Annotated in this window: 18 protein-coding genes and 2 tRNA genes; 11 read left to right on the top strand and 9 right to left on the bottom strand. The window is 45.0% G+C overall.

Going from position 1 to position 20,582, the window contains the following annotated elements; translation table 11 throughout:
• Positions 1-19: 19 nt before the first annotated feature.
• Both ACE3MQ_RS23540 and ACE3MQ_RS23545 read left to right on the top strand, forming a co-directional pair.
• Positions 20-96, top strand: a tRNA-Pro gene (locus ACE3MQ_RS23540).
• 7 nt (positions 97-103) lie between these two features.
• Positions 104-177, top strand: a tRNA-Gly gene (locus ACE3MQ_RS23545).
• Between the two features lie 222 nt (positions 178-399).
• Here the strand turns inward: ACE3MQ_RS23545 and ACE3MQ_RS23550 are convergent.
• From ACE3MQ_RS23550 to ACE3MQ_RS23560, 3 genes are all read right to left on the bottom strand, one after another.
• Positions 400-1,059 (bottom strand): TetR/AcrR family transcriptional regulator, encoded by a 660-nt coding sequence (locus tag ACE3MQ_RS23550; protein ID WP_379397359.1) that lies wholly within the window; start codon positions 1,057-1,059, stop codon positions 400-402.
• A gap of 86 nt (positions 1,060-1,145) precedes the next feature.
• The gene (locus tag ACE3MQ_RS23555) at positions 1,146-2,174 is read right to left on the bottom strand and encodes an ABC transporter permease (RefSeq protein ID WP_379397361.1); all 1,029 of its coding nucleotides are present in this window, start codon (positions 2,172-2,174) and stop codon (positions 1,146-1,148) included.
• Positions 2,171-2,902 (bottom strand): ABC transporter ATP-binding protein, encoded by a 732-nt coding sequence (locus tag ACE3MQ_RS23560; protein ID WP_379397363.1) that lies wholly within the window; start codon positions 2,900-2,902, stop codon positions 2,171-2,173. The genes ACE3MQ_RS23555 and ACE3MQ_RS23560 overlap by 4 nt, the downstream gene beginning before the upstream one ends.
• Before the next feature lie 433 nt (positions 2,903-3,335).
• Between ACE3MQ_RS23560 and ppc the strand changes: the two genes are divergently transcribed.
• From ppc to ACE3MQ_RS23605, 9 genes are all read left to right on the top strand, one after another.
• On the top strand, positions 3,336-6,131 hold the full coding sequence (gene ppc, locus ACE3MQ_RS23565; protein WP_379397365.1) for a phosphoenolpyruvate carboxylase: 2,796 nt from the start codon (positions 3,336-3,338) through the stop codon (positions 6,129-6,131).
• A gap of 260 nt (positions 6,132-6,391) precedes the next feature.
• Positions 6,392-6,964 carry an RNA polymerase sigma factor SigW gene (gene sigW, locus ACE3MQ_RS23570; protein ID WP_379397367.1) on the top strand — a complete coding sequence of 191 codons (573 nt, stop codon included), beginning with the start codon at positions 6,392-6,394 and terminating at the stop codon, positions 6,962-6,964.
• A gap of 131 nt (positions 6,965-7,095) precedes the next feature.
• Entirely contained in the window at positions 7,096-7,713 is a 618-nt protein-coding gene (locus ACE3MQ_RS23575) for a zf-HC2 domain-containing protein (protein WP_379397369.1), read from the top strand.
• A gap of 258 nt (positions 7,714-7,971) precedes the next feature.
• Positions 7,972-8,802: a diadenylate cyclase CdaA gene (cdaA, locus tag ACE3MQ_RS23580; protein WP_379397371.1), complete on the top strand. Its 831-nt coding sequence runs from the start codon at positions 7,972-7,974 to the stop codon at positions 8,800-8,802.
• Entirely contained in the window at positions 8,795-10,162 is a 1,368-nt protein-coding gene (locus ACE3MQ_RS23585; protein ID WP_379397373.1) for a CdaR family protein, read from the top strand. The genes cdaA and ACE3MQ_RS23585 overlap by 8 nt, the downstream gene beginning before the upstream one ends.
• 59 nt (positions 10,163-10,221) lie before the next feature.
• On the top strand, positions 10,222-11,565 hold the full coding sequence (gene glmM / locus ACE3MQ_RS23590; protein WP_379397375.1) for a phosphoglucosamine mutase: 1,344 nt from the start codon (positions 10,222-10,224) through the stop codon (positions 11,563-11,565).
• 826 nt (positions 11,566-12,391) lie between these two features.
• Positions 12,392-14,224, top strand: coding sequence for a glutamine--fructose-6-phosphate transaminase (isomerizing) (gene glmS / locus ACE3MQ_RS23595; RefSeq protein WP_379397377.1), 1,833 nt, complete (start codon positions 12,392-12,394; stop codon positions 14,222-14,224).
• A 203-nt stretch (positions 14,225-14,427) separates the two neighbouring features.
• The gene (locus tag ACE3MQ_RS23600) at positions 14,428-14,676 is read left to right on the top strand and encodes a helix-turn-helix domain-containing protein (protein ID WP_379397548.1); all 249 of its coding nucleotides are present in this window, start codon (positions 14,428-14,430) and stop codon (positions 14,674-14,676) included.
• Positions 14,677-15,117: 441 nt separating this feature from the next.
• Positions 15,118-15,645, top strand: coding sequence for a reverse transcriptase domain-containing protein (locus ACE3MQ_RS23605; protein WP_379397550.1), 528 nt, complete (start codon positions 15,118-15,120; stop codon positions 15,643-15,645).
• A gap of 758 nt (positions 15,646-16,403) precedes the next feature.
• Here ACE3MQ_RS23605 and ACE3MQ_RS23610 read toward each other — a convergent pair.
• From ACE3MQ_RS23610 to ACE3MQ_RS23635, 6 genes are all read right to left on the bottom strand, one after another.
• On the bottom strand, positions 16,404-16,856 hold the full coding sequence (locus ACE3MQ_RS23610; protein ID WP_379397379.1) for an ATP-binding cassette domain-containing protein: 453 nt from the start codon (positions 16,854-16,856) through the stop codon (positions 16,404-16,406).
• Positions 16,853-17,110, bottom strand: coding sequence for an ATP-binding cassette domain-containing protein (locus ACE3MQ_RS23615; protein WP_379397381.1), 258 nt, complete (start codon positions 17,108-17,110; stop codon positions 16,853-16,855). The genes ACE3MQ_RS23610 and ACE3MQ_RS23615 overlap by 4 nt, the downstream gene beginning before the upstream one ends.
• 15 nt (positions 17,111-17,125) lie before the next feature.
• Entirely contained in the window at positions 17,126-18,238 is a 1,113-nt protein-coding gene (locus ACE3MQ_RS23620; protein WP_379397383.1) for a hypothetical protein, read from the bottom strand.
• A gap of 110 nt (positions 18,239-18,348) precedes the next feature.
• Positions 18,349-18,693, bottom strand: a complete 345-nt coding sequence (locus tag ACE3MQ_RS23625; RefSeq protein WP_379397385.1) for a hypothetical protein — start codon at positions 18,691-18,693, stop codon at positions 18,349-18,351.
• A 117-nt stretch (positions 18,694-18,810) separates the two neighbouring features.
• A complete protein-coding gene (locus tag ACE3MQ_RS23630) occupies positions 18,811-19,695 on the bottom strand; it encodes a sensor histidine kinase (RefSeq protein WP_379397387.1) in 885 nt (294 codons plus the stop codon).
• Positions 19,692-20,405, bottom strand: a complete 714-nt coding sequence (locus ACE3MQ_RS23635; protein WP_379397389.1) for a LytR/AlgR family response regulator transcription factor — start codon at positions 20,403-20,405, stop codon at positions 19,692-19,694. The genes ACE3MQ_RS23630 and ACE3MQ_RS23635 overlap by 4 nt, the downstream gene beginning before the upstream one ends.
• Between the last annotated feature and the right edge of the window lie 177 nt (positions 20,406-20,582).

The following is a 20,582-nucleotide window of genomic DNA, read 5'->3' on the forward strand; positions in this document are numbered from 1 at the left end:
CTTCTTATTACATCATTATCGGGACGTAGCTCAGCTTGGTAGAGCACCTGGTTTGGGACCAGGGGGTCGCATGTTCAAATCGTGTCGTCCCGACCATAATGATGCGGGTGTAGTTCAATGGTAGAACTCCAGCCTTCCAAGCTGGTAGCGTGGGTTCGATTCCCATCACCCGCTCCATACATAAAAAATACTGCCGTAAGGCAGTTTTTTTGTTGCTTAAGGAGAAATCTTTAAAAGTTAATTAAATCGCATGTCAACATATAGGGGGATAAGAAACCTTAGAAAGATATGTTCTCGGCTTAATGAGGATGCGATACCGCATATATGGCAAGGAACCCCGCTACCGATAAAGAAGCGGGGTTCCTTTTTTATATACATATTGATTTTAAATGAGCTTGATTACTTGGGTGATATCCCATTCAGAATAAGCTGTATTGTGTCCCGGATTTCCTTCTCCTCGTCCCAAGGCTGGTCGGGAAAGATGAGAAATCGAGTGATGAACATTCCGGCCATGGCGGATGCGCTAAAGCGCAGCAGGGAAGGGGTGGGCATTTGAATGATCTGTCCCTTGCCTTTGAAATGCTCGACAATCTCAGCAAACCGGTGAAATACTTTGGTGCCGATGTGTTTTTTGAATTCCTCTTGGAGTACAGGCTGAAAAGGGATTTCTTGTAGTAAAATTTTAATAATTTTAAGGTGCTTGCGGGCGAAATTCAAACGATTGACTGCAAGTGCATACAGAAATTCTTCGATCGTTGGGTACTCCGACTCCAGCACCTCTTTAAAATCCTTCCATATAAAGGGAGCGATGAGCCTGGTCATCATTGGGGATACGATGGACAAGAGCAGATCCTTTTTTGTTTTATAGTGACGGAAGATCGTGCCTTCCGCTACTCCTGCCTTCTGGGCGATTTCGCTGGTCGAAGAAGCCGCATATCCCTTCTCGGCAAAAATCTCCACAGCTGCCTGAATAATTTTAATTTGTTTGTCCGTCAGTTTGTCTTCATCTATTTTGACGATTTCCTGAATCCACTGTTCTACCGAATCTTGTTGGGGCATCAAAATACATCCTCCTGAGAAAAGCACTAAAATTACGTATGATATTGCCGTGTAACTTAAATATTATCATAACCCTCGGTATAATGTTATATTTTGCGATGCTTACGCAGTGCAGCGATATTCAGGAGAATAAATAATAAAGAAAAGCCGATCAGTACAAACACATTACCAGCGATATCATCCCAGCCTTTGCCGCGAATCATCACATCGCTTAAAGCATGCGTTCCATAAGTCAGCGGCATAACGACCCCAAGCTTCTGCAGCCACACCGGAAGGGTATCCAAGGGAAACAAGCCGGATAAAAAGAGCTGTGGAACGATAATTAAAGGAATAAACTGAATCATTTGCAGTTCATTGTTGGCGTAAGCTGATAGCAGCGTGCCTAGAGTTAATGCAGTCATTGACAGAAGCAGCGTCAACAGAAGCACGTAGGCAAAGGAACCGGTCATTAATATGCCGAGCACCTTGATGCAGAACCAGGAGATCAATAACGCCTGTATAATCGTAAATATGCCGAAGCCTCCAATATACCCTAGGACGAGTTCAGAACGGCGCAGAGGGGTCGATAACAAGCGCTCCAGCGTACCCGTAGTACGTTCGCGAAGAAAGGAAACACCCGAGATCAGGAAAACGAAAAAGAAGATGAAGAATCCGATCAATACCGGCCCAAATTGATCAATGGCCGTCATGCCCTCTGAACCGTGCAAATACGTAATATTCATTTTGCTCGTATCCGACTTGGATTGGAGCCCTTCTCCTGATTTTTGCAGCAGCATAATGACCGCCTTATTTATGGAGGGTTTGCTGCCTTCCAGCTTCACCTGAAGGACAGCGTTTTCCAATGAAATAATGGCATCGATGCTCCGGGCTTCGAGAGCCTGCTCCGCTATTTCCCTGTTCTCATAATGAATAACGTTGGCCTGGTGCTCCTTCATCTGATCGACTAGTGCATTTGGAGCGCTCATCACACCAATATTCGGTTCATAATCTGTACCGTTAAAGACTAGGTTCATTAAAGAAAGCACAATGATAGGAGCCAAGAAAAGGAGGGCAAGTGTTCTTTTGTCACGCCGAAACTGTCGTAAAATTCGCAGTATAATGGCCCAAACTCTCATGACTGAACACCTCCATAATGAATAAAGGCCTCTTCTATAGAAGCTTTCCCCGATTGCTCTATGAGCGCGGAAGGAGTATCTACCGCGATCAAACGGCCATCACGAATCATACCGAGACGGTCGCATTTTTCCGCTTCATCCATAACATGCGTTGTCATAATAATCGTTGTACCCTTAACATTTAAAGCCTTGAGCTCTGTCCAGATGGCTTGCCGCAGCAAAGGGTCGATCCCTACGGTGGGCTCATCCAGGACGAGAAGAGGAGGCTCATGCAGGAGGGCTATGGCGAGCGAAAGTCTTCGCTTCATTCCTCCGGAATATTGATTCACTTTTTTATGCAGATGATCCTGTAAAGAAACAATCTCCATTACTGTAGAAATGCGCTGTTTTCGCCGGTATCCTTTTAATCCATAAAGAGCCGCATAGAAATCCAGGTTCTCCAGGGCGCTAAGCTCGGTATATAGAGCATCTGATTGGGCCATATACCCGATTTTCGATAGGATAGGCAGATTAGGCATAAGTGTATTGAATACCTCGATACTTCCAGACGTAGCTTTATCGATGCCCGTAAGCAATTTCACGAGCGTTGTCTTTCCCGAGCCGGAAGGGCCTAGCAAGCCAAAGGTTTCCGCAGGGAATACTTCAAGAGAAATATGCTCTAGCACGGTTTTCTTGTTAAACTGTTTTGAGGCATCACTTATTCGGATCACAGGGCTATTTGGGGCCATGGTTCGTTCTCCTTCGCTTGAATAATGAGTGAGTACTCACTCTGTAGTATAATCCGTAAATGAAGCAAAGTAAATAATAAGGGTGAAAAGGTTTATAGGATCAATGGACTGAATCCTGCTGAAATGTGTCAAATTCACCGAAATCTGCTATTGCATTTTATTGCTTTACCGTGATAAGGTAAGTATTGGATTCTATGAATTTGTAATCTAAGTAATTACGGTTATGATGTATAAATATAAATTATTGAAGGCGTTAATCCAATACAAATCGGCGTATTATGCGTTTTGTTGTATAAAAAGTCGGAGCGGTACAGCCGCTGCCTGAATTTTTCTGAAACTACTTTACAATAAAGTGAAGATTTTCAGAACAGTTTATTGTATGATAGTAGGAAGGCTTTAGAAAGACGGAATAGGGATGAAATGGGGGAGAAACATGACTGAATTAACAGTGACCGCAGGGAAAAGTAATTCAAATAACCTGCTTCGGCGCGACATCCGTTTTTTGGGCAATATTCTAGGAGAGGTCCTGGTCCATCAGGGCGGTAATGAACTCTTGGATATTGTCGAGAAGATTCGTGAAGCCAGTAAATCGCTGCGGGCTGTATTTTTACCGGAATTGCATGATGAGTTTAAAGATATGATTAATTCTCTTGAACCCGACATTCGTCACCAAGTAATCCGTGCATTCGCTATTTATTTTCAATTGGTCAATATTGCGGAGCAGAATCATCGAATTCGCCGGAGAAGAGACTTGGAACGGTCAGCGGGCGAGTCGGTTCAATCAGGTTCGATCGAAGCCTCTGTAAAGAATCTGAAGGAACATGGATTCAATTATGCGGAAGCTCAGGAAATTCTGGAAGGAATGTCTTTGGAACTAGTAATGACGGCGCACCCGACGGAAGCGATGCGCCGCGCTATCCTTGATATTCATAAGCGGATTGCTGACGATGTCATGCAGTTGGATAATCCAACACTAACATTCCGTGAGCGGGAGCAGCTCCGTGAGAAGCTGTTGAACGAAGTAATCACGCTGTGGCAAACCGATGAGCTGCGCGATCGCAAACCGACAGTTATCGATGAAGTGCGTAACGGCATGTATTATTTCCATGAAACGTTATTCCAGGTGCTGCCGGAAGTATATCTGGAATTAGAGCGATGCTTGAGCAAATATTATCCGGAGCATTTGTGGCATGTACCGACTTATCTGCGTTTTGGCTCTTGGATCGGTGGAGACCGGGACGGCAACCCGTCCGTAACGGCAGATGTAACATGGCAGACGCTGAAAATGCAGCGCAAGCTTGTTGTACGGGAATACCAGCGTTACCTGGCGGAACTGTTTAAGCACCTTAGCTTTAGCACAACGATCGTGGATGTAACGGATGAACTGGAAGCTTCCATCCAAAGAGACCGTCTGCAGGTCACCATGCATAAAACGCCGCAATGGCTCAACGAGAAGGAGCCCTACCGGGTTAAGCTTACTTATATGACGGAGAAGCTGCACAACTTGCTGGATGATTCCAAGAAAGGTTCACCGGAACGCTATGCGGACGTTAAGGAACTGATTAAGGATTTAAAAATCATCGACCGCAGCTTGCGTCATCATTATGCGGATTACGTCGCGGATACTCATATTCAGAAGATGATCCGTCAAGTAGAGCTGTTTGGATTCCATACAGCAACGCTGGATATTCGTCAGCATAGTCAGGAGCACGAAAATGCGATGACGGAAATTCTGGCAAACATGAACATTGTCAGCAACTATGCCGAATTGCAGGAAGAAGAGAAGATTAAGCTGCTTGAACGACTGCTCAACGATCCTCGTCCTCTAACTTCCCCTTATCAGGAATATAGCGAGAGCACCACAGAGTGTCTGAATGTATACCGTACGGTATTTCGTGCCCAGCAGGAATTCGGGAACCAGTGCATTACGAGCTACTTGATTAGTATGACGGAAGCTGCGAGCGATATTCTAGAGGTTATGGTCTTCTCTAAAGAAGTCGGCTTGTTCCGTAAAGAAGCGGATGGCACGGTCATCTGTACGCTTCAATCGGTGCCGTTGTTCGAGACGATTGATGACCTTCATGCTGCGCCTGGAATTATGGGAACCCTGTTCAGCATGCCGATCTATCGTCAGTCGGTTGCAGCGATGAACGACCTGCAGGAAATTATGCTTGGTTATTCCGATAGCAATAAAGACGGCGGAGTAGTGACGGCAAACTGGGAGCTTCGGGTGGCTCTGAAGCAAATTACCGCTGCAGCTGATGAGCACGGCGTGAAGCTGAAGTTCTTCCATGGACGCGGCGGAGCGCTCGGACGCGGTGGAATGCCGCTGAACCGCAGTATTTTGGTTCAACCTGCGGAGACGATCGGCGGAGGCATCAAGATTACGGAGCAGGGTGAGGTTATCTCTTCCCGTTATTCCTTGAAAGGCATCGCTTATCGCAGCTTGGAGCAGGCTACCTCGGCGTTGATTACCGCGGCGATTAATGCCAAGCTTCATCGTGATAACGACGAGAATGAACAAAAGTGGGAAGAGATTAGTGCGGGTATTTCTGAGACTTCATTGAAAAAGTATCAGGACTTGGTATTCCGTGAGCCGGATTTCCTGAAATACTTCAAGGAATCTACACCTCTTCTGGAAGTCGGCGAACTGAATATCGGATCCAGACCATCGAAGCGCAAAAATAGCGATCGTTTTGAGGATCTACGTGCTATTCCATGGGTGTTCGCCTGGACGCAGAGCCGGTATCTGTTCCCGGCCTGGTATGCGGCTGGAACAGGATTGTACCAGTTCTATCAGGACAAGGAAGATAATCTGAAAGTACTTCAAGAAATGTATGAGAATTTCTCCTTTTTCCGTTCGGTTATCGATACGCTTCAATTCGCGGTGGTCAAAGCGGATTTGGTCATCGCCAAAGAATATGCTGCTATGTGCAGCGATGATGAAGTTAGAGATCGTATTTTCAAGCAGATTGAAGAGGAATTCTATTTAACGAAGGATATGATTCTGAAGATTACGGGACAAACGGATATTCTGGATCATAATCCGGGACTCCAGGAATCCATTCGTCAGCGTAATCCTTATATCGATCCGTTAAGTTATTTGCAGGTACAGCTTCTGAGCGAGCTTCGTGCGATTCGCGAGAAGGATCAGGACGATCCGATTCTGCTGCGTGAAGTGCTGCTTACCATTAACGGAATTGCCGCTGGCCTTAGAAATACGGGCTGATGACAATCCTATAAAATACGAACAAACAAGCCGGAAACCTCAATATGGGGAGCCGGCTTGTTTTCAAATTTGCAGAATTTTCAAAGTAATTGCGTTTTGAAGGCTCGACTTGACAGCATATCTTGCTTTTTAGAGAAACATGAATTAACATTTGGAATGAAGTGCCGACGGCGAGGGTGCCGTGTGTGATCACGGGATGCCGATGGCCGGACAGGCAGGGTGAAAAATTGAAGCCCGTCCATGGATCTGGGGGAAATTCAATGGTAGATCATTTTGATGTGAGATTAGTGAAGCTAGCCCGCCAAGGGGATCAGGAATCTTTTGCCGACCTTGTGGATTTATATAAGGATAAAATATTTCATCTGGCCTACCGTATGCTGTCGAACCGCCATGAGGCGGAGGACATTGTGCAGGAGACTTTTTTGCGCGTCTACAAAAATTGGGAGCGCTACGATGAGAAGCAAAAGTTTTCCACGTGGCTGTACCGGATTGCCACAAATTTATGCATAGACAGGCTTCGTAAGCGCAAGCCTAACTATTACCTTGACGCAGAAATGAACGATCAGGAGGGCTTGGACGGGTATACACTGATTCCGGGGGATGAACGGACGCCCGAAAGTGAATACCTGCTATCTGAGACGCAGCAGACGATTCATTACGCGATTGAAGGCTTGCCGGCGAAATACAAATCAGTCATCATTTTAAGATATTTGCAGGAGCTGTCGCTGAGTGAAATTAGCGATGTACTTGATATGCCAGTAACTACGGTCAAAACGCGGCTCCACCGCGGACGTGAGTTTTTACGCAAGAAATTGCAGTATAAAGTTCTATAGCAGTTAGCGTTATAAGGAAATATTTAGTTTTTTGAAACATAATGCTGCACACAACGTATTGTATGGTAGGACGACTAGTTACACCGTGGTTTTTTGGTTTTGCATAGATTTTACTGAAAGGACTGGCTGATATGGATTGCAAACAAGCCACCTCATTAATGCATGAGTATTTAGATGACGAGTTGTTTGGGGAAGAGGCCTTGTCACTCAAAAGTCATCTTCAGGAATGTCCATCCTGCCAGATTCGTTTTAAGGAACTTGAGCAGACGGAAATGATGTTGTTTGCGACAATTAGGCACTCTTCATTCTCTGCTTCCGACGAGCTGGTAGATCGGATTATGAAGACGATTCCCAGTCAACACAAACAGCGGGCTTGGCTTTATTGGGTCAAGAGACACCCTGCATTAACGGCGGCCGCGATGTTCCTGTTAGTAATGCTGTTCAGTACGATTTCCCTATGGAATAGCGATGACCAGCTTGTAGTGAAGGGGAAGGATCTGGATCAAGTCGTGATCAATGGAAGAACTGTAACGGTACCAAGCGGCTCCAAAGTAACCGGCAACCTGACTGTAGAGAATGGCACGGCGGAAATTTACGGTGAGGTAGAGGGAAATCTTACAGTCATTGATGGATCGTATTATCAGGCTTCAACCGCGAAAATTTTGGGAGAGGTCAAGAGTATCGATCAAGCGCTGGATTGGATCTGGTACAGGATCACGAATACTTTTACGGAAGTCGCCTACAGGTAACAAATATTTAGGCAAAGCATTGGCGCCTCCCATATCGGGATCAAGGCGCTTTTATTTTTTTGCGTTGAAAGGGAATTTTTACATGTGTAGACGAAAGATGCTATTTCTCACGGGTACTTGCATCTGGATTGTGAACGTTATAACCTAGAGTTTAAGGGGAATATATAGAGACAAGCTGTTTCACAGATTTGATGCGAGTTACATAATATTTCTTTGTTGGCCAATGAAGCTGACGGAGAGATAACCGGGGGTTGCACCATGAACTATTTTGCAAATTTAACATGGCAGGATACCATTAAAGATATTATCGACATACTTATCGTTACTTATATTATTTATCACCTTATACTGCTGGTTCGGGGTACTCGGGCTGTTCAACTGCTTAAGGGGATTCTATTTCTTGTCGTCATTTGGGCAGTTAGTACCTGGTTTGACTTATATACATTGAAATGGCTTATGAACCAGATGTTTACGTTTGGTGTGCTTGCCATCTTCATCATTTTCCAGCCTGAGCTCAGACGGGCGTTAGAGCAGCTGGGCCGCGGCAAATTATTCGGAAGGAACATGGCCGATGAGGAGGAGTTTGGTAAAGAAGTAAGTGAAGTTATTAAGGCCATTAATTATTTATCACGTAGAAAAATCGGTGCGCTCATCGTGTTTGAACGGGATACCGGTTTGAATGAGTATACGGAGTCGGGCATTCCGATTCAATCCGTCATTTCATCCCAACTGCTTATTAATATATTTATTCCAAACACTCCGCTTCATGACGGAGCCGTGATTATACAGGGCCAACGGATTGCGGCAGCCGCTTGTTATTTGCCGTTATCGGAGAACCCGTTTATCAGTAAGGAACTGGGGACGCGCCACCGGGCAGCAATCGGAATCAGCGAGGTCGCAGATGCGATTTCCATCATTGTTTCGGAGGAGACAGGACAAATATCTCTGGCGGTGGACGGCCAGGTCGTTCGCGATATCAATGAGGAATCGCTAATATCGAAGCTGTATGAAGAATTGGGTCCTAATTCGAGCCCGGTCGAGAAGCGCACGCCTTTCTGGAAGAAGAAGGAGGGCGGGAGAAATGGATAAATGGCTGAGCCATAACAATGTTGCTAAGGTGATCGCTCTTATTGTCAGTATTATTCTATGGGCAATGGTGCATTTGGACAGTGGAACGCCTGTGGCTCCGACACCTGTAGTCAATACGAAAGTGATTCCCAACGTTAAAATTCAAGTTGTCGGCTTTGATAGCGACAAGTATGTGTTATCCGGCCTCGAAACCGATAAGGTCAGGCTGGAGGTACGGGGGAAACGTACGGATATTACAACCAATTTTTCCGAATATAAGGTCAAGCTTGATTTGAGCAATGTAGAGCCGGGCACGTCTTCCCAGCCGCTCACCCATGAGCTGCCGCCAGGAGTTCAGCTAGTCTCTATGAGTCCGTCGATTGTTAAAGTGACTGTTGAAGCGAAGCAAACAAAAGACATTGCCGTGAATATCATTACGAAGGGGCAGCCTGCCCAGGGCATGCAGTTAGGTACTCCGCTTGTGGCAGGTTCGGGAGTAGTTCAGGTGACTCTGCCTGAAAGTGAATTAGCGGAACTGGAACGGGTGCAGGGCATTGTAGATATTAGCGGCATAACTGAGCCTATAAAGGGAAAAAGCGTAAAGCTGGTCGCATATGATAAACATGGGCAGGAAATGAAAAATGCTTCGATTGTACCATCCTCTGTGGATGTCGACGTCCCGATCATGAAGCTATACAAAAGTGTCCCTCTGGAGATTCGGGAGATCGGACAGCTGCCGGATGGACTGGTTGTATCCAGCGTGGAGAGCGATGTGAAGGGCGTTGCCATATATGGGTCTAAAGAAGTATTAGAAGGCATCACTTCGTACTGGGTTTCGGTTGATTTAAGTCAATTCAAAGGAACTAATCAAACTAGGTATACGGTGGACTTGACTCCGCCCGAAGGTTCTGAGAAAATCGAGCCTAGCTCCGTAACGGTTACCGTCAAGGTGGAACCGCCGGGCCAAAGGCAGGTAGAGAACATCCCGATTACTCTTAAACAGGATAATCAGCTGCTGACAGCGACCATTCTGGAACCGGCAGACAAGAAGATGTCACTTACGGTTCTAGGTGCCAAAGAAGTGATCGATAAGCTGAAGCCGGAAGATATCGAGGTTACTGCCGATTTATCTGGTCTCGGGCCTGGGATGCATATGGTTCCCGTCGTCATCTCGCTGCCGCTTCATGTTAAGCTGGCTGAGAGTGATGGCTCCAGACAGATCAGCGTAGAGCTGGTAGAGAAGGCGGAGCCGGCCCAGGGGGAACCGGAAGCACAGCCGGATTCAAACCCTGCCAATGATCCCGACGCTGTGGCACCGCCCTCCGAGAATTCGGGAGGAAACAGCAACGGAACGAATGCAGGCGGGGAGCAGAAGCAGTAAGTCTGCCGTAAAAAAGCGATAGCGGCATCAATCTCACATAACGTATAAGGAGTGAAATCATGGGAAAGTATTTTGGAACGGATGGAGTACGTGGAGTTGCAAATAAGGAACTGACTGCAGAAATGGCATACACAATTGGTCGCTGCGGAGGGTATGTTCTGGCAGGCCAAGCTCCGAAACCCAAAGTAGTGATCGGGATGGATACCCGGATTTCCGGCGTCATGCTGGAATCGGCGCTTGTAGCCGGCCTGTTGTCCATTGGAGCAGACGTTGTTCGCCTGGGAGTCGTCTCGACCCCGGCAGTCGCCTTTTTGACCCAGAAGCTGGGGGCCGATGCGGGCGTCATGATTTCCGCTTCACATAATCCGGTTGAGGACAATGGCATTAAATTTTTCGGTAGTGATGGATTCAAGCTGTCAGACGAAACGGAACTGCAAATCGAGGAGTTGATGGACAAGGAAGTTGATGAGCTCCCGCGTCCGATCGGCGAAGATCTTGGCAGCGTAACGATAGATACAGAGTCTAAGCTGATGTATTTGGAATTTTTGAAATCTACAATATCCTCATCCTCCTTCAAAGGCATCAAGGTTGTGCTTGATTGTGCGAATGGAGCTGCTTATGAGCTTGCCCCGCGCTTATTTAAGGAACTGGGCGCAGAGGTGCACACGATTGGCGCAGAGCCTAACGGGCTGAACATCAATGATCACTGCGGCTCGACCCATCCAGAGCTGTTGAAAAAAGAAGTTGTACGTCTGGGCGCCGATCTCGGCCTTGCCTTTGACGGTGATGCTGACCGACTTATTGCCATCGATGGGAACGGTGAAGAGGTGGACGGCGATTATATTCTGTGCATTTGCGGCGATGCCATGAACCGTGCCGGCAAATTGAAGGATAGCACGGTCGTTACGACCGTGATGAGCAACTTCGGCTTCTATAAAGCAGCCAAGAAGCTTGGGCTGAATACGGCGCAAACCGCTGTCGGCGACCGATATGTCATGGCAGAGATGCGGCGCGGCGGGTATAACCTGGGCGGGGAGCAATCCGGGCATGTGATTTTCCTCGATTATATTACGACGGGAGATGGCATCCTGACAGCGATTCAACTGGTCGACACTCTGATGACTTCCGGTAAATCGCTTAGTGAGCTTAGACAGGTTATGAAGCAATACCCTCAAGTGCTGGTGAACGTCCGGGTACAGGACAAGAGCAAGTACGAGGGTAATGAAGCGATTGTTAAAGCTGTCGCTGCGGTCGAGAGCCAGCTTGCAGACAATGGGCGGGTGCTCGTTCGTCCTTCAGGAACGGAATCCCTCATTCGCGTAATGGCGGAAGGGCCGGACAAAGGAGAACTGGAGCAGCTTGTGTCGCAAATCGTGTCGGTTGTTGAGGCGGAACTAGTATAATAAGATCGATTGTAAGAAGGTTTAAGCCGATTTAATCAGTCATAATTAGGGACTAATTACGTAATTTATAAGATGACCGCTGGGACAGGAGGCACCTGTTTCAGCGGTTTTTATTTTGGGTAAGGTTATGTGGCGAACGGCATGGGAAAGGGCTAAAAGGGCACGGAAGGTGCCAGGAGCAGCTAGAAGCATAGCGGAAGGGGGCAACAGGATCAGGACATGATGATTATTGCCAAATGGTTCGCAGTTGCATATAATTAAGCATATTCCAAAAAAGAAAGCGAGGATCGTGAGGTTACCTAGCAGTATAAGCGCCAGAGCTTCATTCGCGCGAAGACATGATTTATGTGCCGGTGATTAGCCATGCACCATTTATAGCTGGTAAGCGGCTTGAGTATCGTGGGCTAGTGATTGCATCAGTTGGTAGCAACTTAGCAATGGGCCCTACATAAGATCATGCTCGGCAATCGAAGCTGACGAGGTGGAGGTGTTCGAATTGTTCGGCGGGGGCCTCCCGGTAATTCATCCATACCGTAATCGAGTAAGCGAAAAGGAGCGGGCAACTGTTCTCACAAGCTTCTCGTAAGGATGCTGGAGAGTAACGATAATGTTCATGAATGTGCGAGAGAAAGAGCGGGAGAACCGCAGTGTGCGGAGAAGTGGACATTCATGAAAATGCCTGGATTTTCAGACTTTTCTTTTTGTTTTCATATATTTGATTTATGACAATTAAATATGTTTCTCTGTATACTGCGGTGCCAATCTTCCGTTTCTTTTCATTTCGAGCACATCAATTCTGAGATGATGAAACGGAGGATATATAAATATGTGTGGGATTGTTGGATATATTGGGAAGAGAGACACGCAAACCGTATTGATTGAAGGGCTTAAAAAGCTGGAGTACCGCGGGTACGATTCGGCAGGTATTGCCGTATTTACGCCAGAGGGCTTGCAAATTGCCAAGTCGATTGGCCGTTTGGCCAATTTGGAATCGAAACTGGAGGATACGCCGCTTTTGGGTACAGCCGGAATCGGACATACCCGCTGGGCTACCCATGGCAAGCCGTCGGATGTGAACTCGCATCCGCATACCGATCACAGCCAGAAGTTCTCCGTTGTGCACAACGGGATCGTGGAGAACTATTTGGAGCTGAAGGAAGAGTTGATCAGCCAAGGGTACGTGTTCGTGTCCGAGACGGATACGGAGGTCATCTCCCATTTGGTCGCTCGCGAATACGATGGAGACATCGTCAAGGCGGTTCAGAAGGCAATCAGTTATATGCGGGGCGCTTTTGCGCTTGGCGTGCTGACTGAATATGAACCGAACAAGCTTGTCGCCGTACGTCAAGCGAGTCCACTCATTATCGGGCTCGGTGAAGGAGAGAACTTCATCGGCTCAGACATTCCTGCCATTTTGAATTATACGCGTAAAATCTACATTTTGAATGATGGTGAAATGGCTGTTCTGACAGAGGACGCTGTCGAATTGATGACCATCGAGGGGAATTTTATTTCTCGGGAAATGATTTCTGTCGACTGGGATGCGGTAACCGCGGAAAAGGGCGGTTTCGATCATTTCATGCTGAAGGAAATCCACGAGCAGCCTAAGGCTTATCGCGACACGATGAGAGGGAGGATCGACGAAAACGGGCATAAGATCGTATTTCCCGACTTAAAGCTGACAGAAGAGAAAATTCACAGCCTGAACAGCATTCACATCGTAGCCTGCGGAACAGCGTATCATGCTGGTTTAGTTGGCGGCACGGCGATTGAGCAGCTCGTGCGGATTCCGGTGGCGTATGACGTTGCTTCGGAATACCGCTACCGCTCGCCGCTAATTACACCTGAAACGCTTGTTATCGTAGTGAGCCAATCTGGTGAAACGGCGGATACGCTGGCTGCGCTCCGTGAAGCTCATGCCAACGGTGCTCATGTGTTGGCTATCACGAACGTAGTGGGCAGCTCGATCGCTCGCGATGCGGACGATGTCATTGCGACGCTGGCTGGACCGGAAATCGCGGTAGCTTCAACCAAGGCCTACACGTCGCAATTGATCGCGTTCTACCTGCTAGGTCTGTACCTGGCACAGGTACGGGGCACACAGAACGTGGAGGAAGTCAGTCGCATCATTGCTGCCCTGCAGGCGCTGCCAGAGCAGGTGGAGAGCATGCTGGAGCAGGCGGATGCCGTGAAAAGCTATGCCGAGCATATTGCCCAGCATGAGCATCTGTTCTTCATTGGCCGTGGCCTAGATTACGCCGTAGCCCAGGAAGGATCGCTGAAGCTGAAGGAAATCTCCTACATTCACTCGGAAGCCTATGCTGCAGGCGAACTGAAGCATGGCACGCTGGCGTTGATTGAAGAAGGCATTCCAGTGATTGCCCTGGCAACGCAGGAGGCCGTGCTTGAGAAGACCGTCAGCAACATCAAGGAAGTGAAAGCGCGCGGCGCGGATGTCATGGCCATCACGCATGAGGAGCATGTGGCGGGATTGCTAAAGTCCGTCGATCAAGCACTGGCTATTCCGAAGACGCTGCCGCTGCTTACTCCAGCGCTGTCTGTTGTGCCTCTACAGCTCCTTGCTTACTACGCTGCCCTGGTTCGCGGCAATGATGTCGACAAGCCGCGCAACCTGGCGAAGAGCGTGACGGTGGAGTAGGGGATAGAGAAACTGCAGTCCCGTGATAAAAAAGTCGTGAACCAGTAAAAAATGTCGTGAACCGAAATACAAGATGAATGATTTTCAGTATCTGGAAGGGAGCCCGAGGGATTGATTCGTGGCTCCCTTTTAAAATGCTAAAAAACATTTTACATCCTTCATGTGGTGAAAATGTTGAATGACATTGGCATAAAATAAAATGTATCCGTAAAGAAAACAATTTAAACCAAATTCAGTTTGCAAAAAGCATAGGAATTTCTCAAGGGAACCTGAGTGAAAATGAGCTGGGAAATAGTAATCCATCTGCAGAAACATTAATATCTATTCGCACACAATATAATGTGAACTTAAGTTGGCTATTAACCGGTGTCGCTGCAGAAGACGGGACGACATATGAAGATGAATTCGAGAAAAGGCTGATTATATACCTGTTTATGAACGAATCTTACTAATTAAATCCTCCTTCACTTAAAAATCTATAAAATCACTTTCATTTCTCCTTGGATTTGACGATAAAAACCATCACACAAGACTATGTATTGTGGAAAGACGAAGTGGTACGCAAAAAAACGCCAGCGTTACCGTTGGCGCAGATCAAGTCCTAAATTATGTGTAGTGCGGCCGGGCAAGGTCGTTAATTCTAGTGGGTGGGAGTCCCATCAGGATAAAGCCTAACCAGCAGTCCTGTAGCTAGTTCTTGGAGGTTATTCGGCAACGAATAGCTTTAAGCGTAGAACGGCAAAATAATGGGCCGAAAGCGTAAGCTGAAGTGATTGAGCCTCGAAAAAATAGTCGAGAAAGGCCGATGTAGTTACACATACTATTCCCAAACCTGGAATCAACAAGATGAGGCCATTGGGGGCATACCAGCCTACGAAGACAAGATTGTTCAATTGGCGGTAGGCAAAATCTTATCTTCCATATTCGAAACGGATTTCCTAGAATTTTCTTTTGGATTTCGCCCTGGACTTGGATGTCATGATGCACTGCGAACACTAAATACAATCATCATGACGAAGAAAACGAACTGGGTTGTAGATGCGGATATATCAGGATTTTTTGATCATGTCGATCATAGCTGGATGATGAAATGCTTGGAGGTTCGAATCAAGGATCGTAAACTCTTGCGTCTGATTCAGCGTATGCTCAAAGCTGGAATTATGGAAGAAGAAAGTATCCGTCAAACAGAGCAGGGCACGCCACAGGGAGGAACCATCTCCCCCGTACTCGCTAATGTCTACCTACATTACGTATTGGACTTATGGTTCGAGAAACGACTGAAGAAGCAATACAAAGGCCAGACCCATATGGTTCGTTATACGGATGATTTTGTATGTTGTTTCCAATCCGAAGGCGAAGCTAGAAACTTCCTATTGCAGCTCGAGAACGGCTCAAGAAGTTTAACCTGGAGATACAGCTGAAAAGACCAAGATTATCGAATTTGGCCAATTTCTGCTCGAAACAAGAGAAACAGAGGGAAGGTAGGCCGGAAACATTTGATTCCTGGGATTTACCCACTACTGTGGGAAAAGTCGAAATGGAAAATTCAGAGTGAAACGACAAACGAGCGGAAAGAAATTTCAAGCCGCTCTGAATCGAATGAAGCTATGGATAAAGTTAAACCGAACAATGCCGGTTAGATCATTGTTAGACCAAAAATGTATGAAGTTGCGCTCAACGGATACCCACCGCGACATCGAAACGCACAAGTATTCTGCTGTTTATCTCGGATGGTTTAAAGGGCATTACCTGCATATTATGAGGATGTGCCATTCCACATGTGATGATTCGATATGAATGGGGTCTAAAACCGTATCCACGCATCGGATCGGCATTCGCCGATCCATGGTCCTCGAGAAGCAATTGGTAGGAAGTTGAATCAGCAGACATCCGAACCACCTAACCACTCGCGACTGGCGGCAATGTTGCCTCAAGGGCCTCGAGTTCGCGAATACCTGAACGTTAGCCGCTCTTGCAGATTCAGGAGGATAATGCCTAACGTTTTTTAACTTTCACTCAAATCCATACCCGATAAAATGTTCAGAAAGTTCAGAACTTCAGAAACGCTCGTAGAAGGGCATTTTCTTCCATAAAATAAGCTTCTTTCATGAATGCTGATTAGTACTACAAAAGGTAGCTTAAGTGACATACCAACTTTCTCTCTACTATAATCTGCAGGCTATTTACTTGCTACGTATAGACTCTCCAAATCTCCAGAAGACTTGCCAGCATATACAATACGTCCATTTCGTAAAATAGCAGCTTGATGCGAAAGTTTTTCCGCTAACCCCATGATATGGGTGGATAACAGAATGAGAGCCCCCCGCGAGGAGTATTGCTGCAATGTATCACGCACGATAATGACTTGATCCGGGTCAAGTCCATTGGTCGGCTCATCCAGAAGAAGGATATCCGGTTCGTGCAATAGTTGAGATGCCAATGCGACCCGCCTGGCCGTTCCTTGGGACAAAGCTCCAATCGAATAGTTGCTGTAGGATTCCAGCGAAAAATGCTTGAGCCAGTGTCGTATAGACTCCTCCAGTTGGTCAGGGGAGACATAGCGCAGTTGGCCGATGAGTCGCATCATTTCGATCACGGTCAGAAACGGGTACTGAAACGGAAACTCCATCATAAAGCAATACGTTTTTTATATTGTTGATCCTGCCAATGCACCACTTGCTGGTTGAGCAAAATGCTACCTTGCTGGGTCGGCTTCATCCCTGCGAGCAAATGCAATAGCGTCGTTTTGCCTGCTCCGTTGGGGCCGAGCAAGACCGTAATCTCTCCTCCCTGCAGGATCCAGTCGATGTTGTGCAGGATGCGCTTGCCTCCGTACCCATAGCTGACTTGCTTCAATTGCAGGGACAGCGCTAAGTTTTTTTCCATCTTATTAATCTCTCCTCATATTGAAAATTTGATAGGAAGATTACAAGGTACGCGGCGGTAAAGTCGATAAAATCCAAGTTGTATAGCTATGGAGACGAATAAAAATAAAACTAGATGCGCTTGATGCAAGTATATTAGCAAAAACATGCAAAGTGTAATTAACAGCTGAGCGGGCAGTGAAATGCGCCCTTGAGTTGTGAAGTGATATCCAACCAGCAAACTGAATGAAACAAATGTGGAAGTAAGCAGCAGGCACTGCGCTAATAACTCAAGAAACGACCAAACCGTCCAAGTCCAGTCTATGCGAAATCCCCAGATTAAGGTATGAACGATGAACATACTTATGCCTACTGTCTCATAAAAAAGCCATTTTGCCCATAACCCTCTATGCCAGGCACCCAAGGTAACGGTGTATAGTGCTATTCCTCTGCCTTCGGCTACGAAGCTTCTGGTAACCCAAACGTCGCTGACCAGCCAGACCATCAAGGCTGCTCCTATCGGGACAACTATCGGGGTATCAACTGCTGAATAATAGGTAAGGAGCTGTAATAAACAAACGGCAATAAGAAAAGGAAACATATCTTTGAAGCGGGTTAGAAAATAAACCTCTTTACGAAACAACGGATAGCGGGAGAGGATATGCCATTTGGCGCCGGATTCACCCGGTGGGGCTGCACTTATCATTTGCGGCCAGGAGAAGCGTGACGCTTGAAAAGCGGCGATGTATTGCAGCAAGGTAACGACTATTGCAACAATCGGCCGAACAGCAGGCATAATGGGCATCATCATCAATGAAATATTTAGCACCAGTACTGTCAATAACAGCAAGGCTAACGATAGCGATTCGGCTTTTCGCTCTCTCGCCATTCCCGAAAGCGCCACAAAGCAATAGACACCGAATTCTGCATAAGAGAGCCCGAGCGACAGCATTAGTAATGCTTGTCCGATACTATATGACGGTGACCAAAGCAATTGACCCAACAGCATCCAAACAAGCACTAGAACAAAGGGGGACTTTTTCCAGATCATATATGACGTTAAAAAACGAGCCCCTCGTCCAAGCGACCATAAGAAGCGCATTTCAGCCATCATCAGGTTCCCGGCAAACAGACCAATTCCAACGGTCATCCCTATTAGCCCCCAGCAACCCGTTATAAATGTGGATGAGAAGCCCTTTTCGGCTAACATCGTAGTGAATTGATATGTCCCCCGGGTCAGCAAAAGAAGGAGAGACAACGTTAAAACAATATCGCGCCATGAAATATGCTTGATCCGAGTGAGATAAACGGATGCGTAAAGCTTAAAACTTGAATCCATTCTAATCTTTCTCCTGTCAAGAAATCGATGATAATGAATGCTTTTCTTCCTTTTTTCGGTATAAAAAAATCTCCGGGGGCAAGTGAAAGAACAAAACCTTTTTCCATCACGACAAAATGATTATTGTCCCAAAACAAAATAAGAGGAGGCATATTCCATGTGTGTTTAATAGAAGCTGCAATTTCACCGGTAGGTCGCATACTTATACCTAACGTCTTTGATATCTCGCTATCTTTAAGTCCTTTACCTGGATAATAATTATCCAACTAATTACCTTTTTTGTCAAAAATGTTTCCGGGCTTTATCGCACTGTAGATATTGTTCATCCTGCTGGTGACAATGCCAAAAAAACTAGTGGATCCGCAAAATTCTACCAGTCTTTTCTATTCTTCATCTTCTTTATCATATACATGGAGTAAAAGTATACTTACGATATACTGATGATCTTGAATCCATTGATTATAAACTCCACCATTCTCTTCTACAATTCTTTTCACATTTTTAATTCCTATTCCCTCGAATTGTCTATTCTTTCGAGTTTTAAGCTCCACAGGATCAAATACATTTGAAATTTCTATAAGCAGGTTATTATCAAATTGTTTGATAAGAAGTGAAATCTCTTTTTCTTTGGAATTAGATAAACGTAAGACTGCGTTTAAGGAATTATCTATTAAATTTCCTAGCACAACTGCAAAAATATCAGTATCCAAATTAATCTTTTCAGGAAGGAAAGATTTAACGTTTAAAGTTATTCCATGGCTTTCAGCAATAGATTTTTTTTCATTCAGAAGATAATTTAGCACATAGTTATTTGTAAAAAAGTAATCAATGTGTTCGATTTTTTGAATCGAATTTTGAAGATATTTTTCAGCTCCAGCAGTATCTCCCTGACTTAACATCCCCATCAGAACTACATATTGGTTTTTTAAGTCATGCTTCATTGAATATAGTTTAGATTGGGAATCCTTTAGTTGCTTAAAAAATTTCAATTCTGATTCAAATACTATTTTTTGCGTTGTAGTTTTTTCAAGCTTTTCATAATAGTTTCTGAGGGTTTTATAAAGATATAGAATGCATATGTTCAAATAAATAATAAAAGAAACAATCAATATAAAAATAAAATTAGGATGATTAATAAAGGTAATTTCAGATACAACAGAAGCAACTAACACAAATACTGATATCATGATGGGAATGGAAAATAGTGCCATTAGGAGAAAGACGTTTATGGGTCTCTTTTTTGGTTTGCGCGAAAATTTAACCATCATATGAAGTCTCTTAGCTTCATCAAAATTTGTTTTTTGGCACTATCTATAAATTTACGACTCATTGGTATTTCAACAGTTTGCTTATCATTTAATTTAGCAATAATTGAATTACTGCTTATTTGTTTTATATATCTAACATTAACAATAAACGAGGTGTGGACCTGCACAAAATTATCAGTAACTTTGGATAAAAGGGCTTTTGTTTGAAGGATCGTTTCATATATATCAGAAGGAGTGTGAATAAGTACACTCCTTTTATTTTTTTCAAAGTAAATAATTTCACTAAAAGAAAGACTGTAAAAAACTTTGTTGAATGTAAACATAAATTTTGAATCATCTAGGTCTAAATATTTAATAGCGCGATTCAAGGCAGGATATAGTTTGTCTTTTGTAACTGGTTTTAAAATGTAATCAAAAGTGTTAACCTTAAAAACCTTTTCCATATATTCTTTGAAACTAGTAAGAAAGATAATTGGACAAGTATAATTTTTCTTTCTAATGGTTTCGGCAATCTCTATTCCCGATAAATTAGGGAACTCAATATCTAAAATAAACAAATCATATGTATTTTCTTTAAGTAATTCAATTAAACGAAATGGATTGTAGAATATATCAATTTCAAATAACGAGGAGTCATATTCTAACATTAAATCTTCGATAGCTTTTGCAATAACAGGAACATCATCACAAATAGCAACTTTTATGACCATCGTTTCACTCCCTTGATAATGGTAAATAGTAGCTATGATGCACGATTCTTACTACTTTGTCCTAGACGGAAACCTGATTAGATTCTGAAAATCCTTGTTTTTATAGTTTACCACCATTCAAGAAGAGGTTGTAAATTAAGTTTAAATACTTAGCCACTTCTACCATTCTACAGCCAT

Origin of the sequence: Paenibacillus lentus, assembly GCF_042714055.1 — a bacterium.
Lineage (GTDB): Bacteria > Bacillota > Bacilli > Paenibacillales > Paenibacillaceae > Fontibacillus > Fontibacillus lentus_A.